The sequence below is a fragment of the Bradyrhizobium sp. USDA 4532 genome, from assembly GCF_024171315.1.
GTDB lineage: Bacteria > Pseudomonadota > Alphaproteobacteria > Rhizobiales > Xanthobacteraceae > Bradyrhizobium > Bradyrhizobium australafricanum.
Window position 1 is genome coordinate 8438884 of sequence record NZ_JALJZN010000001.1, and the last position, 15225, is coordinate 8454108.

A 15225-nucleotide genomic window follows, 5' to 3' on the forward strand; every position below is an offset into this window, starting at 1 on the left:
GTGATAGTGCCGTATGCTCAACTGAAATCCTCCGGTGGGGTGCCACCGGACTGTCCGCCTCCGGCGCCCGCCGGGTCCATGCCGGAGCTTTCATGACGTCTGAGCCGACCGCCTCGCGCAACCGGCTGGTGCTGGTTGTCTACACCGCCGCGATCTTCGTCAGTGCCCTGTTGCTGTTCTCGGTGCAGCCGCTGTTCACCAAGATGGTGCTGCCGCGGCTCGGCGGCTCGCCGGCGGTGTGGTCGGTGGCGATGGTGTTCTTCCAGTCGCTGCTGCTCGGCGGCTACGCCTATGCGCATCTCCTGATGAAGCTGAACGGCCGTATTGCGCCGGTCGTGGTGCATCTGGTGCTGCTCGTCGTCGCGTTGCTGACCTTGCCGCTGGCGATCAGGAGCGGCTGGGGCGAGCCGCCGACGTCCGGCTATGCGATCTGGCTGCTCGGCCTGTTCGCGGTTTCGATCGGCCTGCCGTTCTTCGCGCTCGCCGCCAACAATCCGCTGCTGCAGGCCTGGTTCGTGCGCACCGGACATCCCAATGGTCCCGATCCGTATTTCCTCTACGCATCCTCGAACATCGGCAGCTTCCTCGCGCTATTGTCCTATCCGGTGCTGCTCGAGCCGATGTTCACGTTGCGCACCCAGAACCTGATCTGGACCGGTGGTTATGGTCTGCTGATCATTCTGATCGCGAGTTGCGGTGTGCTGCTGTTGCGGTCGCCGGCCAATGCCGCCGCGCTCGACATGCAGGTCGATGACGCCAATGCGCCGGCGCCGTCCTGGCCGCTGCGGGCGCGCTGGATCTTCCTCGCCGCGGTGCCGTCCGGCCTCTTGATCGCGGTGACGGCGCATATCTCGACCGACGTCGCCGCCGCGCCCCTGCTGTGGGTGCTGCCGCTGTCGCTGTATCTCTTGACCTGGGTGCTGGTGTTCCAGTCGCGGCCGCTATTGCCGCACAAATGGATGCTGCGGGCGCAGCCGCTGGCGATTGCCGGCGTCGTGATCCTGCTTGCGGTCGGCGGCGAGCAGAACCTGCTGCTCACGCTCGGCGGCCATCAGCTCTGCTTCTTCATCATCGCGATGGCCTGTCATGGCGAGCTTGCACGCACCCGCCCGGCGGCGAAATATCTCACCGGCTTCTACGTCGCGCTGTCGTTCGGCGGCATGGTCGGCGGCCTGTTCGCGGGGCTTATTGCGCCTTTTACTTTCTCGTGGGTCGCCGAATATCCGATCCTGCTGGCGCTCGCGGCGCTATGCCGTCCGCCCGGCGGCGCGGAGTGGCTGCCGCGCTGGAGCGCCTGGTACTGGCCGTTCCTTGCGGTGCTGGCGGTGGCGCTGATCGCGCCGAGCCATTCGGCCGGCGACATCTTCAACTGGTTCGATGTGCACCGGGTCTGGGTGATCGGCGCGGTCGGCGTGCTCTCGGCGCTGCTTGCGCTCGCGCTGAACGCCAATCGCTGGAAGATCTTCGCCACCGTCGTGGTCGCGTTGGTGGTGCTGCGCGCCTATCCATCCGACGACGGCCGCGTCGAAACCGTGCGCAGCTTCTTCGGCGTGCACAAGATCGTGGTGACGCCGAACGGGCAGTATCACGTGCTGATGCACGGCACCACGATCCATGGCGCCGAGAAGTTCAAGAACGATGACGGCACGCCGGTCGCCGGAAAGCCCGAACCGATCAGCTACTATTACAAGGATGGCGGCATCGGGCGGGCGATCACTGCAATCCGCGAGCGCAAGGGCGCGCCGCTGAAAGTGGCGGTGATCGGGCTCGGTTCGGGGACGCTGACCTGCGCGTCGGCCCCCGGCGAGGACTGGCGCTTCTTCGAGATCGACCAATCGATGGTCGATACCGCGCGCGATCCGAAATACTTCACCTACATCCAGAACTGCGAGCCGAACCTCAAGCCCGTCATCGGCGACGCGCGGCTGACCTTCGCCAAGGAGCCGGACGGCGCCTACGATCTGATCATCGTCGACGCCTATTCGTCGGACGCGATCCCGATCCATCTCGCGACCGAGGAGGCGATGGCGATCTACAAGGAGAAGCTGGCGCCGCAGGGCGCCGTCGTGATGCACGTCTCCAACCGCCACCTCGAGCTTGCCAGCGTCGTGGTCGGCATCGCCGACGCCAACGACATGAAGAGCTGGGTCTATAGCGAGGATTCCGGCCGCGACAACGAGTACATCTTCTCGACCTCGGTCGTGGTCTCCGCGCGCGAGGAGGAAGACGTCGGCAAGCTCGCATCGTCTGATGTCTGGACCGAGACCGAAGCCGACGAGAAGCAACGGGTCTGGACCGACGACTATTCGAACGTGCTGGGTGCAGTGTACCGCCGACTGCGCGACGGCGAGCAGTAGGACCTGCAAGCCGAGCCAATCGCGGCGGCTTCCGCGCGATAATTCTCTAGCGATCGGCTACCAGCAGTCTGGCGAACTGGGGCTTGACGATCGCGGCAAACATTCCGGGATCGTCGAAAGCCCTCGCCGAGAGCATTGCCCCATGAACCGATGCCATCAGCATCTGGGCCTCCTCGTGCGGCCGCTGGTCCAGCCGGAACAGATGCTGTTCCGCGCCGGCCTGCAGCACCGAGGTGAGCCATCCCGCAAGATGATGGAAATGGGCGCGGACGCGCGATGCGACCTCGTCCGGCAGCATCGGCATCTCGCCGGCAAGCATCGCGCAGACGCAGAACGCCAGCGAGGCATCGCCGATGCACGCCTGCCAGAAGTTCACGTAAGCCTGCAGTTGGTCGGCCGGGCTTGCGAATTGCTCCCGAAGCGACTTCAGGCCCAGCTCGGTCTGCTGCCGGTAGCGATCCACCAGCGCCGAGACCAGCTCGGCCTTGGTCGGGAAGTGATGGTGGATGCTCGCCTTCCGGATGCCGATGGCATCCGAGATGTCGGCATAGCTGAAGCCGTTATAGCCCCCCGCGACGATGAGGGGCTGCGCGACGTCGAGAATTTTTTCAGAAGTCGAAGTCATCACGTTCACGTCATGCCTACCTTCCAGTAGGTAAATTACAAAGGTAAATCAAGGCCTTCCTCTCCGCACAGGGCGTCCGAGCGCCAGATTGACTGGAATCCATCAACTACCTACTAGTAGGAAGACAACAAGGAGCCCTGTCAATGCAAAGCCACCTTTCGACCCAATCCACCTGGCTGCGATCCTATTATCTCGGGCGCGCCATCTTCTCGGTCGCCTGGGTCGCCGCCGCCGTTCTGTTCAGCGGTCAAGCCGGCCCTGCCGCGGTTCTGCTCGTGATCTACCCGGCGTGGGACGGCATCGCCAATCTGGCTGATGCCCGGGTCAATGGCGGCCTGAAGGCCAACCCATCCCAGGCCCTGAATGTCGTGGTCAGCGTGATCACGACGCTCGCCGTGATCGTGGCGCTCCGCCACAGCAGCTATGCCGTCCTCGCCGTGTTCGGGGTTTGGGCGATCCTCGCGGGCGTGCTGCAATTGTACACCGGCGTCAGGCGCTGGCGTCATTATGGCGCGCAATGGGCGATGATCCTGAGTGGCGCACAGTCGGCACTCGCCGGCGGCTACATGATCAGCCAGTCCGTCGGTACCGTTGCGCCGACCATTCTCGACGTCGCTCCCTATGCGGGCTTCGGCGCGTTCTACTTCTTGCTTTCCGCAATCTGGCTCGTTGCCGCCGGCTATCGCCACGCGCGCGCATAGAGTCAAAGCAAAAAGCTGGAGCTCCGTTCCGATCCAATCGGAACGGAGAGCTGTCCGACAGCACCGGAGAGCGCGAACTCGCCTTCAGCGCGACGCGACTATTTGTTCTCTGGCGGCGCCGCACTCGCGGAGGCGGGCGTCGAGGCGGCGAGCAGCGGCATCGTCGGCGTGCTCTCGCCGGCATCCTCGTCGAGGAATCGCTCCACGCCGGCCTGGATCGACGATTTCGCGCTGTCCGGGCCGCGGTCGCTGAGATCGTTGTGCTGGAATTCGGTTCTGACCACCTTGATGCCGAGTCTCGCACAGGTCTCGTCGTCGGGCACGACGCCCGGATCGGCCTTGAACACCGGATCCCTGGAGCGGAACGAGAGGATCTTTATCCTGCCGTCGGTGATGAAGGGGACGCGCAGATTGTCCAGCGTGACGACCTTCTTCACCAGGTCGGGATGCTGCTTGGCGAAGAACATCGAGATGTCTCCGCCGTTGGAATGGCCGATCAACGTCAGCTGGCGATAGTTTGCGTTCGGGTAGAGCTTCTTGAGCTCGTCGATCGCATACATGATGTTGAAGACGCCGCGATTGTACTGCATGCGGCGGCCGACATATTCCTCGCCGACCTTGGTAACCATCGGCGCGTCGGTGTCGAGATCATGCTGAATGCTGACCACGAGGTAGCCGCGCGACGCGAACAAATTGGTGAGGAACGAGTACTCGGTGTTCTTGACGGTGTTGCCGTGGCTCAGGATCGCGACCGGCAGCTCGATCATCTCGGCCATTGCCTGCATTTGCCGGTCGCGGCGCACCGCGACCTCGACCGTGACGTCGCGGTCGTCGCGCAGAACGTCGTGGAACGTCAGCGTCGTGTGACGGATGGCCCATCTGTCCGTCGTGAAATAAGCGGCCATCGCCACGATGCACAGGCAAAGGACAATGATGCCCCGTTTCATGTCGACCTCTGATCTAGCCTACGTGACCCGCGCTTCTCGCCCTGTTTTCATCGGGCATGCCGCATGAATCGGCCTCCAGGGGCCAGGCGGGCGCTTGTGCCGCCGAATATCGGGCTAGTTTTACAATCAGATGACGACGCGACGACGGGCCACGGCGCACGATGACGGGCGCCCTTTGCGAAGGTCACAAGCGGGTGAGGGGAGCGTGAACTGACGGCGCCCTGCCTGCGGCGCCGTCACGGATCAAGAGCGTGCGGCAGATTTTCTTGACGCGTTTTCTTCACGCGAACCGGCGTCCACTTCGATCGAAAACGCTCTAGTCCTGATAGGTGTTGCCGTAGAAGCCGCGCGGCTGATAGGCGGGGCGCGGCTGGTAGTAGCCCTGCGGCGCCGGGGCGTAGCCCTGATTGCCGTAATACTGCTGCTGCTGGCCATAGGCCTGCGCGTCGTAGACACGGCGGCTTGACGGCGGTGCCGGATAGCGGCGATCGGTCGAGCTGCCGTCGGCTGGATAGATGTAGCCGTCGTCGGTGCGGACCTGCGCCGGATAGTCGCGCGGCTGCGGCGTCAGCACGACCGGGTCGCCGGCGGCGGCGGTGCCGTACTGCTCGTCATATTGCTGCGGTGCGCGGCGGGCGACGGCGGTGCCGTTGCGTCCACGCGGATTGCGCGCCAGCGCGACCTGCGACGAGCCGGTCAGCGTCACGGTGGTGTTGAGCACGCCTTCCTTCTGGACCAGGGAGTAAAGCGTGGTTGCGTTGTCGCGCGACAGCCGCACGCAGCCATGCGAGGCCGGCGAGCCGAGGCGGCTCACCGAGTCGGTGCCGTGAATCGCGTGCCCGATCTTGGTGAAGAAAATCGAGTGCGGCATCGGCGCGTCGTCGAATTCCTTGGAGTAGTGATCCTCTTCCATGCGGAAGGCGCGGAAGCTGCCGTTCGGCGTTTCGCGCGACGGGATGCCGGTCGAGACCGGCCAGTGATAGCGCGCGACGCCGTCGACCGCGACGGTCATCTGCTGGTTGTCCTTGTCGATGGTGATATCGACCTTGGCCTGTGCGGCACCGGCGGTGAAGAGCATCACGGACGTGAACGCAATGAGGAACGAACGCATTTTACCTTTGGCCTCCAGGCCTGCTCGCGAAGCCGCGGCTCTCCGTCCCCGGCAATCAGTATGCACGGAATCCGAACTTGGTTCCAGTGGCGGGCCAAGGCCGTGATCAATCGCCATGGTTAATCCCGCGCGCGGCGCAAACAAGGCCGGAGCCGGGCTTGCCTGTCACGGCGAGCTGACTTTTTCGCGAGCAGGCCGCGACCACGGCCCAGTTGGCCTCCGACGCGCAACCATTTGGCCGCATGGGCGTTTAACAAATCCCCGCCCGGCGGCGCGTTCGCGCCGCGCATCAAGGAATCCAGATGAACAACACCAAGGTGAAGACCGCGGCCGTCGTCCCAGCCGGCCTCTCCGCGCGGCTCCTGCTTGCGGCCGCAGCCCTCGCTTTGACGCTGGTCGCAGTCCCCCACGCCGGCCATGCCCAAGGCATCGTCCGCGGCGCTCATGAGGGCGCCTATGAGGGCAACCGGGTCGCCGGCCCGGTGGGCGGCGTGGTTGGCGGCGCCGTCGGCGCCGGTGTCGGTGGCGCCATGGGCGCGGTCAAGGGCGTGTTCGGCATCCCGGATCGCGGTTACCGCCGTGGCCACCGCTGCCGCGGCTATTACCGCCACGGTCATTTCCACTGCTATTGATTGGGATTGTCATTCCGGGGCATGCGAAGCATGAACCCGGAATCTTGCGCCGCAGTTCGACAGACGCGTAGCCCGGATGGAGCGAAGCGAAATCCGGGTTCTGCAGGCTTGGCGATAGGGTCCCGATTGCGCTTCGCTCTATCCGGGCTACGGGCGAGCGTCATTCCGGGGCATGCGAAGCATGAAGCCGGAATCTCGAAGTGACGGCGTGAGATTCCCCGATGCGCAATTGCGCATCTGAGGTTCGCGCTAAGGCGCGCCCCGGAATGACTCGCTTGCAAGTCAGTTCTTCAGCCGGTAGCCGGTCCTGAAGATCCACGCCACGATGGCCATGCAGGCGACCAGGAAGCCCACGGTCATGCCGAGGCTCAGCGGCACGCTGACATCGGCGATCTCGTAGAAGCTCCAGCGGAAGCCGGAGATCAAATAGACCACGGGATTGAGCAGCGTAATTGTGCGCCAGCCCGACGGCAGCATGTTCACCGAATAGAAGCTGCCGCCGAGGAAGGTCAGCGGTGTCACCACCAGCATCGGGATCATCTGCAGCTTCTCGAAGCCATCGGCCCAGATGCCGATGATGAAGCCGAACAGGCTGAAGGTGACCGCCGTCAGCACCAGGAAGGTCAGCATCCACACCGGATGCTGGATATGCAAGGGTACGAAAAGCCCGGCCGTCGCCAGGATGATCAGGCCGAGGATGATCGACTTGGTGGCGGCGGCGCCGACATAGCCGATGACGATCTCGAAATAGGAGATCGGCGCCGACAGGATCTCGTAGATCGTGCCGACGAATTTCGGGAAGTAGATGCCGAACGAGGCGTTGGAGATGCTCTGAGTCAGCACCGACAGCATCACGAGCCCCGGCACGATGAAGGTGCCGTAGCTGACGCCCTCGACCTCGGTGATGCGCGAGCCGATCGCGGCGCCGAACACCACAAAGTACAGCGAGGTCGACACCACCGGCGAGACGATGCTCTGCAGCAGCGTGCGCCAGGTGCGCGCCATTTCGAACAGGTAGATGGCCCGGATTGCGCGGTAGTTCATGGCGCCCTCACGAGGCTGACGAAGATGTCTTCGAGGGAGCTTTGTTTGGTATCGAGGTCCGAGATGCGGATGCCGGCATTGCGGAGATCGTTGAGCAGGCTGGTGATGCCGGTGCGGTCGCCTTTGGTATCGTAGTCGTAGGTCACGGTGCGGCCGTCGTCGGACAATTCGAGATTGTAGGCAGACAGAACATCGGGAATGGCCTCGAGCTTGTTCTGCAACTGCAGGGTCAGCTCCTTCTTGCCGAGCTTCTGCATCAAGGTCGCCTTGTCCTCGATCAGGATGATCTCGCCCTTGTTGATGACGCCGATGCGGTCGGCCATCTCCTCGGCTTCCTCGATGTAGTGCGTGGTCAGGATAATGGTGACGCCGGAAGCCTGCAGCGTGCGGACCACCTCCCACATGCCCTTGCGCAATTCGACGTCGACGCCGGCGGTCGGCTCGTCGAGGAACAGGATCTGCGGCTCGTGCGACAGCGCCTTGGCGATCATCACGCGGCGCTTCATGCCCCCGGACAGCGTGATGATCTTGTCGTCCTTCTTGTCCCACAGCGACAGGTCGCGCAGCACCTTCTCGATATGGGCGGGGTTCTTCGGCTTGCCGAACAGGCCGCGGCTGAAGCTGACGGTCGCCCACACCGACTCGAACGCGTCGGTGTGCAGTTCCTGCGGAACCAGCCCGATCATCGACCGCGCCGCGCGATAGTCGGCGATGATGTCGTGCCCGCCGATCGTGATGCGGCCCTCGCTCGGATTGGCGATGCCGCAGATGATGCTGATCAGCGTGGTCTTGCCGGCGCCGTTCGGCCCGAGCAGCGCGAAGATCTCGCCTTTGACGATATCGAGATTGATGCCCTTCAGCGCCTTGAAGCCGGAGCCATAGGTTTTCGAAAGATTGGATACGGAGATGATCGGCGACATGGAGAGTCGGTGAGCGTGAGGGAGGGGGCGCGCGCGGATTGGGGCCCGGGCAGGCGCGTGATGCGGGTTCAGCCCAGATAGGAACGCACGGTCCGTTCTGCAATCGGTCGGCGAGGGAGAAATTTATTCTGCAGCGTGCACCGCTCCCGCTTGCGGGCAGGGCCATTGCATACGGCGCTTGCGGCCTCTGCAACTCACGTGTCCACGTATCGAGGCCGGGCTCGAACGAGGCTGATAGCCTGCCGCCTCAGGGGCGCACTACCAAAATATCGAAAACAACCCCATGCAAAGGAGCCGGCGGCCGGCGGCGCATATTGCAACTTGACCCGTCGGGCAAATCAGCGGTAATCTTCTATTATTCCGAAATCGTGGAGGCGCCGCTCGCCCCGGGGACATCGTATACGGGCGGGAGGGGACGCAGTTCCGACGCCCCGATATTCAATCCAATCAGTGCTTCTTGGCTGATTTCGCCGGCTTCTTGGCGGCGGCCGTCGGGGCAGGGTGCGCGGGCGGCGCGCTGTCGGCGACCTTCGCGACCAGCATGATCTGCACCTGGTTGTTGACCGGCGCGTTGGGTTTGGTCGGGTCGAGCAACTGCTCCTCGCCGAGCCCGACCGACTGCAGGCGCTTCGCGGTGATCTTGAAGGTGTTGACCAGGATGTCGCGGATCGCGTCGGCGCGCCGCTGGCTCAGCAGCACATTGTTCTCGCGTCGTCCGGTCGATTCGATGTGGCCGACGATCAGGAAGGTGTAGGGCAGCAGCGAGGAGTGCGTCAGCGCATCGGCGATCCGCCCGACCGTCTGATACGACTCCGGCAGCACGATCGGCGTGTCGACGTCGAACGCGATGTCGACGTTAAACGTCGGCAGCTTGGTCAGGTCGGGAGCGATCGGCGGCCGCTTCGAGGGCGGTGGCTCGTTCTTCGATCGCGACTTCGATCGTTCGGCCACCTGCTGGCGCAGCGCAGGGACATCGACCTCGGCATCTGTCTCAAAATGATTGAGCTTGGCGATGACGTCGTCGCGTGTGATGGCGGTCTGCGCCGGCGCTGGCGCAATCGACATCGCCAGCAAAGCCAGCGTGCCCAGCAGGGCCAAAAGGCCAGGATCGCGCAAGCCTCGCCTCGACAGCCGCATCATTGATACCCCGCGTCATTGATCGCCTGGGTGCAATTGCGGCTGAGGCCCTTGGCGCTGACGAGGCAGGGCACCGACTTGCTGGTCTCCTTGGTCGAGCCGCCGCAGACCTTGACGATCTCGCGGGTGCAGGCATTCGCAACGGTGACGCGCGCCGCGATCCGCTTCTGGATCGCATCGAGGGTGGAGAAGTAGCTCTCCTTGCACTGCGGCGAGATCACGTCGCGGTTGCGCGACAGGCATTCCTTGAGGCGGTTGGAGTCGAGATTGACGCCGCGGCAGTTCGCGGTGATGTCTGCGCCGCAGGCCTTGGCGAGCTGGGCTGCCGAATCGCCAAAGCTCATCGTCTCCGCGACCGCCAGCGACGGCGCGGTGAGCGCGATGACAAAAAGGAAAAACCTCCCCCGGACCATGGATCCATCTCAACCCATGAAATCAACTGGGGTCAAGGGCTACCAACAGAGAAGACCGCCAAAGAAGGTCGCCAAAGAAAGGTCGCTATGTCACACCCGTTGCACAAAGCTGTCGACCACCTTCTTCTCGCCGGCCTTTTCGAAGGCGATGGTCAGCTTGTTGCCGTCGATCTTCACCACATGGCCGTAGCCGAATTTCTGGTGAAATACCCGGTCGTCCAGCGAAAAATCCGACGTTGTGCCGGTGGACTTCGCCACCAGCTCGCCCTCGATCACGACAGGGCCGCGCTTGGTGCGATTGAAGCTTTCGGAGGAAAAGGAGGATTGCCGCTCCTCGAAGCCGCTGCCGCTACGGCCCCCGCCGCCGCGGTTGCGGTTGGCCTGGGCGCGCTGCCAGCCCGGGGTCGAATAGCTCGAGCCGAATGATTCGAGGTTGTCGAAGCGCGAGGCGCCATAGCCGCCGCTGCCGCCCCAGCCCGATCCGCCCTTGGATTCGGTGATTTCGACATTGTGCGCCGGCAGCTCGTCGAGGAAGCGCGAGGGGATCGTGGTCGACCAGGTGCCATGGATGCGGCGGTTGGTGGCGAAATAGATCTTGGCGCGGCGGCGCGCCCGGGTCAGCCCGACATGGGCGAGGCGGCGCTCCTCCTCGAGCCCGGCGCGGCCCTGTTCGTCCAGCGTGCGCTGGCTCGGAAACAGGCCTTCCTCCCAGCCCGGCAGGAACACGTTGTCGAATTCCAAGCCCTTGGCCGAATGCAGCGTCATCAGCGACACCGCCTCGTCGCCGGCCTCGCCGTCGCGGTCCATCACCAGCGAGATATGTTCGAGAAACCCTTGCAGGTTCTCGAATTCCTCCATCGAACGCACCAGCTCCTTGAGGTTCTCCAGCCGGCCCGCGGCATCAGCCGAGCGGTCCTTCTGCCACATCTCGGTGTAGCCGCTCTCGTCGAGCACGATCTCGGCGAGCTCGGTGTGCGAGGTGACCTCGCGCTGGGCGCGCCAGCGGTCGAACTGCATGACGAGATCGCGCAAGGAGCCGCGCGCCTTCGGCTTCAGCTCGTCGGTCTCGACCACGGCGCGCGCCGCCTCGAACAGCGGAATGCGGCGCTTGCGGGCATGGTCATGCAGCAGCTGCACGGTGGCGTCGCCGAGCCCCCGTTTGGGCACGTTGACGATGCGCTCGAAGGCGAGATCGTCGGCCGGCGAGTTGATGGTGCGCAAATAGGCCAGCGCATCGCGGATTTCGGCGCGCTCATAGAATCGGGGGCCGCCGATCACGCGGTAGGGCAGGCCGAGCGTGACGAAGCGGTCTTCGAACTCGCGCATCTGGAACGAGGCGCGCACCAGGATAGCGACGTCGTTGAGGTTTTCGCCCGCGCGCTGCAGTTCCTCGAGCTCCTCGCCGATCGCGCGCGCTTCCTCTTCCGAATCCCAGGAGCCGGTGACGGTGACCTTCTCACCGTCGACATCCTCGGTGCGCAGCGTCTTGCCGAGCCGGCCTTCATTATGCGCGATCAGATGCGAGGCCGCGGCCAGGATGTGGCCGGTGGAGCGGTAATTGCGCTCGAGGCGGATGACCTTGGCGCCGGGGAAATCGTGCTCGAAGCGCAGGATGTTGTCGACTTCGGCGCCGCGCCAGCCATAGATCGACTGGTCGTCGTCGCCGACGCAGCAGATGTTCTTGAGAACGGTCTGCTCCCTCTCCCCGTCCTTCACGGGGAGAGGGTCGGGGTGAGGGGCTCTATCCTCGAGCTCAGTCCGCGGAGAGTCCCCCTCACCCGGCGCGCCTTGCGCGCCGACCTCTCCCCGCAAGCGGGGCGAGGTAAGCTCGCCCGGGATCACCGCCGAGAGCGGCTGGCCCGGCCGCGACGGCGCCTGCGACAGCAGGCGCAGCCACAGATACTGCGCGACGTTGGTGTCCTGATATTCGTCGACCAGGATGAACTTGAAGCGGCTCTGGTACTGCCGCAGCACGTCCGGATTTTCGCGGAACAGCCTGATGTTCTCGAGCAGCAGGTCGCCGAAATCGGCCGCGTTGAGGATCTTCAGCCGCTCCTGATAGGTCGCGTAGATCTTGCCGCCCTTGCCGTTGCCGAACGAGGCGGCTTCGCCCGCCGGCACCTGCGATGGCGACAGGCCGCGATTCTTCCAGCCATCGATCAGGCCGGCCAGCATCCGCGCCGGCCAGCGCTTGTCGTCGATGTTCTCGGCCTGCAGCAATTGCTTCAACAGCCGCACCTGGTCGTCGACGTCGAGCACCGTGAAGTTGGATTTCAGCTGCACCAGCTCGGCATGGATGCGCAGGATGCGGCCGCCGATCGAGTGGAAGGTGCCGAGCCACGGCATGCCCTCGACCGCCTGGCCGAGCATCTGCCCGAGCCGCAGCTTCATCTCGCGCGCCGCCTTGTTGGTGAAGGTCACCGACAGGATCTCGTGCGGCCGCGCGCGGCCCTGGCTCAGGATATGCGCGATGCGCGTGGTCAGGACGCGTGTCTTGCCGGTGCCGGCGCCGGCAAGCACCAGCACCGGACCGTCGAGCGTCTCGACCGCCTCGCGCTGCTCCGGATTGAGGCCGTTCAGATATTGCGGACCGGCCGCCGCCCGCGCACGCGCGGCGATGCCGCCAGCCGCCGGCTGGTGCTCGGGAACGCCGTGATGGGGCAATTTGCTCGGCTCGGTCATTGGCGAATCGTCTCGGCCCCACGATGGCACCGCAGGATGGTGAAGGGGAGCCTTCTTAACAGGGATTGAAGGCCATATAGGGCCTGATCGGCCGTTTTGACAGGTTTTATCGCGATCGACAGGAACGCTTTTGGCAGCAGCCCGCAGTCAATCGCGGTTCCGGAAATCGGCGAAAATTTCGCGGTTTCATGCTCAGGAACCAGCATTTCCCCGCCGGATTGTTTCAACAGGTGCGGCGCCGGGCAGAGGTTCGCGCCGAGCAACAACAGGGAAAACGAAGCGGAGTTTTGATCATGCTGAGCTGGGTCGTCACGTTCCTGGTCATCGCCCTGATCGCGGGCATTTTGGGCTTTGGCGGCATCGCCGGCGCCTCCGTCGAAATCGCCAAGGCGATCTTCTTCATCGCCGTCATCCTGTTTCTGGTGTCGGCGGTGGTCGGATTGGTACGCGGCCGCACAAGGGTCTAGCGAGGCCGCGAACCGGCGGCCGCTTCGCTTGAAAACGGCAAGTTATTTCGCCGAGGGCATCGCCACGTTGCGGCCGATGCCCTCGGGACGCGATACGCCCACATAGCTGTCCACGATCGCTTGCGCGCGGGCGCGGATATCGGGCGGAAACGGCGCTACCTTGCGCGCCTCCATGTCGATGTGCAGCGTGAGATTTTCCGAGGTCGCGGAGAGCCAGCCTTCGGTGGCATGGCGCAGCTCCTCGAACGTGTGCAGCCGCTTCTCGTCGGCGCCGAGCAGGTAGACCTGGACCTGCACGGGATCGCCGAGATGAATCTCCCGGAGATAGCGGACGTGGCACTCGGCGGTGAAGGTCGAGCAGCGCCGCGCCTTCATGTAGTCCGGCCCGATGCCGAGCTGCAGCCACATCTCGTCGATGGCGCGGTCGAACATCACGTTGTAGTAGGCCATGTTGAGATGGCCGTTGTAGTCGATCCATTGCGGCTCGATCTGCATCACCGAGGATCTGAACGGGGCCGATGGAAGCGGCATCTCGCTGGTGGCAGTCGCTGAAGTCATGATCCGTCCCCGGTTCGTTGGCGTTCGAGCATGAGCTTTTCTGTGACTCCGGCGTCCACTTTTTCAAGTCAGGCTCTCTTGACCCCTTATACAAGCTTTGCCACGGTCGGCTAAAGGTGGGAGGAAATTTGACGTGGCGACAACGATTTCGGGCAATGTGACGCGACCTGATCCGCAGGCCCTGAAGCGCGCGATCGACGCGCTGGCGGCGCGGTTCGGCAACCGGCTCGTCACGTCGCAGGCGGTGCGCGAGCAGCACGCCCATACCACCACATGGCTGCCGACCCAGCCGCCGGACGCCGTCGTGATGGCGCAGGAAACCGCCGACATCCAGGACGTGGTGCGAATCTGCGCCGCCAATCGCGTACCGGTCATCGCCTTCGGTACCGGAACCTCGCTCGAGGGTCAGGTCAACGCGCCCGCGGGCGGCATCTGCATCGATCTGCGCGACATGAACAAGGTGCTCGAGGTCCATGCCGAGGACCTCGACTGCGTGATCCAGCCCGGCGTGACGCGGAAGGCGCTCAACGAGCATCTGCGCGACCAGGGTCTGTTCTTTCCGATCGATCCCGGCGCCGATGCCTCGCTCGGCGGCATGACCTCGACCCGTGCCTCTGGCACCAACGCGGTGCGCTACGGCACCATGCGCGAGAACGTGCTGGCGCTGAAGGTGGTGCGCGGCGACGGCGAGATCATCACGACAGGCACGCGCGCCAAGAAGTCGTCGGCCGGTTACGACCTGACGCATCTGTTCGTCGGCGCCGAGGGCACGCTCGGGATCATCTCCGAATTGACCATCCGCCTGCGCGGCATTCCCGACACCATCGCGGCGGCGGCCTGTTCGTTCGACACGGTGCGTGGCGCCTGCCAGGCCACGATCCTTGCGATCCAGACCGGCATTCCGGTCGCCCGGATCGAGCTGCTCAATGCCGCGCAGGTGAAAGCCTGCAACAGCTACTCAAAGCTGTCGCTGCCGGAGACGCCGCTGCTGCTGCTGGAATTCCACGGCAGCGAGGTCGAGGTTGCCGAGCAGTCGAAGAATTTCCGCGACATCGCCGCCGAATGCGGCGGCGGCGACTTCACCTGGACCACCAAGCCGGAAGACCGCACCAAGCTGTGGCAGGCCCGGCACGATGCCTACTGGTCGGTGAAGGCGCTGCGCCCCGGCGACAGCATCGGCGTGGTTGCGACCGACGTCTGCGTGCCGATCTCGCGGCTTGCCGACTGCGTCACCGAGACCGAGGAGGATCTGCAGCGGCTCAACCTGCTGTCGCCGATCGTCGGTCATGTCGGCGACGGCAATTTTCACTGCTCGCTGCTCTGCGACGTCGACAACAAGGACGAGATGGCGCGCGGCGAGGAGTTCATGCACCGCCTGGTCGAGCGCGCCCAGGCCATGGGCGGCACCTGCACCGGCGAGCACGGCATCGGGCAGGGCAAGCAGAAGTACTTGCAGGCCGAACTCGGGCCGGAGGCGCTCGACGCGATGCGGGCGCTGAAGCAGGCCCTCGACCCGCAAAACATCTTCAATCCCGGAAAGATCGTCCCGGCCGCTTGAGGCGTCGTCACGCCGCGCAGCGTTCGCGAGCCCGCGCGCGGCGCGTGTCACGCGCGGAACTTTTCTGCCCGCC

General features: G+C 64.4%; 15 protein-coding genes. 5 read left to right on the plus strand and 10 right to left on the minus strand.

Annotated features, from left to right (window positions below; translation table 11 throughout):
- The first annotated feature begins 92 nt into the window (after window positions 1–92).
- The gene (locus J2R76_RS38920) at window positions 93–2357 is read left to right on the plus strand and encodes a spermidine synthase (RefSeq protein WP_229190143.1); all 2265 of its coding nucleotides are present in this window, start codon (window positions 93–95) and stop codon (window positions 2355–2357) included.
- Between the two features lie 46 nt (window positions 2358–2403).
- On the opposite strand, the gene J2R76_RS38925 is transcribed toward J2R76_RS38920, so the two are convergent.
- The gene (locus tag J2R76_RS38925; RefSeq protein WP_253625843.1) at window positions 2404–2991 is read right to left on the minus strand and encodes a TetR family transcriptional regulator; all 588 of its coding nucleotides are present in this window, start codon (window positions 2989–2991) and stop codon (window positions 2404–2406) included.
- Window positions 2992–3125: 134 nt separating this feature from the next.
- Between J2R76_RS38925 and J2R76_RS38930 the strand changes: the two genes are divergently transcribed.
- A complete protein-coding gene (locus J2R76_RS38930; RefSeq protein ID WP_253625844.1) occupies window positions 3126–3683 on the plus strand; it encodes a DUF308 domain-containing protein in 558 nt (185 codons plus the stop codon).
- A gap of 98 nt (window positions 3684–3781) precedes the next feature.
- Here J2R76_RS38930 and J2R76_RS38935 read toward each other — a convergent pair whose 3' ends face one another.
- Complete coding sequence (locus J2R76_RS38935) at window positions 3782–4630, minus strand: alpha/beta hydrolase (RefSeq protein ID WP_253625845.1); 849 nt, start codon at window positions 4628–4630, stop codon at window positions 3782–3784.
- Window positions 4631–4946: 316 nt separating this feature from the next.
- On the minus strand, window positions 4947–5741 hold the full coding sequence (locus J2R76_RS38940) for a L,D-transpeptidase (protein WP_057015014.1): 795 nt from the start codon (window positions 5739–5741) through the stop codon (window positions 4947–4949).
- Window positions 5742–6043: 302 nt separating this feature from the next.
- On the opposite strand from J2R76_RS38940, the gene J2R76_RS38945 reads away from it, so the two are divergent.
- Window positions 6044–6373, plus strand: a complete 330-nt coding sequence (locus J2R76_RS38945; RefSeq protein WP_018273009.1) for a hypothetical protein — start codon at window positions 6044–6046, stop codon at window positions 6371–6373.
- Window positions 6374–6655: 282 nt separating this feature from the next.
- On the opposite strand, the gene J2R76_RS38950 is transcribed toward J2R76_RS38945, so the two are convergent.
- The 6 genes from J2R76_RS38950 to J2R76_RS38975 all read right to left on the minus strand — a co-directional run bounded on the left by J2R76_RS38950 (window position 6656) and on the right by J2R76_RS38975 (window position 12835).
- On the minus strand, window positions 6656–7417 hold the full coding sequence (locus tag J2R76_RS38950) for an ABC transporter permease (protein WP_028342160.1): 762 nt from the start codon (window positions 7415–7417) through the stop codon (window positions 6656–6658).
- Window positions 7414–8337 carry an ABC transporter ATP-binding protein gene (locus J2R76_RS38955; protein WP_018273008.1) on the minus strand — a complete coding sequence of 308 codons (924 nt, stop codon included), beginning with the start codon at window positions 8335–8337 and terminating at the stop codon, window positions 7414–7416. Before J2R76_RS38955 ends, J2R76_RS38950 begins: the two co-directional genes overlap by 4 nt.
- A gap of 447 nt (window positions 8338–8784) precedes the next feature.
- A complete protein-coding gene (locus J2R76_RS38960) occupies window positions 8785–9477 on the minus strand; it encodes an OmpA family protein (RefSeq protein WP_076824165.1) in 693 nt (230 codons plus the stop codon).
- Window positions 9474–9887, minus strand: coding sequence for a hypothetical protein (locus J2R76_RS38965; protein WP_057015016.1), 414 nt, complete (start codon window positions 9885–9887; stop codon window positions 9474–9476). Before J2R76_RS38965 ends, J2R76_RS38960 begins: the two co-directional genes overlap by 4 nt.
- A 90-nt stretch (window positions 9888–9977) precedes the next feature.
- Window positions 9978–12569: an ATP-dependent helicase gene (locus J2R76_RS38970; RefSeq protein ID WP_076824168.1), complete on the minus strand. Its 2592-nt coding sequence runs from the start codon at window positions 12567–12569 to the stop codon at window positions 9978–9980.
- Window positions 12566–12835, minus strand: coding sequence for a hypothetical protein (locus J2R76_RS38975; RefSeq protein ID WP_057015018.1), 270 nt, complete (start codon window positions 12833–12835; stop codon window positions 12566–12568). The genes J2R76_RS38970 and J2R76_RS38975 overlap by 4 nt, the downstream gene beginning before the upstream one ends.
- A 27-nt stretch (window positions 12836–12862) precedes the next feature.
- On the opposite strand from J2R76_RS38975, the gene J2R76_RS38980 reads away from it, so the two are divergent.
- On the plus strand, window positions 12863–13036 hold the full coding sequence (locus J2R76_RS38980; protein WP_016846258.1) for a DUF1328 domain-containing protein: 174 nt from the start codon (window positions 12863–12865) through the stop codon (window positions 13034–13036).
- Between the two features lie 42 nt (window positions 13037–13078).
- Here the strand turns inward: J2R76_RS38980 and J2R76_RS38985 are convergent, their stop codons facing one another.
- Entirely contained in the window at window positions 13079–13567 is a 489-nt protein-coding gene (locus tag J2R76_RS38985; protein ID WP_168858448.1) for a thioesterase family protein, read from the minus strand.
- A gap of 160 nt (window positions 13568–13727) precedes the next feature.
- Here J2R76_RS38985 and J2R76_RS38990 point away from each other — a divergent pair, with 160 nt between their 5' ends.
- Window positions 13728–15152 (plus strand): FAD-binding oxidoreductase, encoded by a 1425-nt coding sequence (locus J2R76_RS38990; RefSeq protein WP_168858429.1) that lies wholly within the window; start codon window positions 13728–13730, stop codon window positions 15150–15152.
- The last annotated feature ends 73 nt before the right edge of the window (window positions 15153–15225 follow it).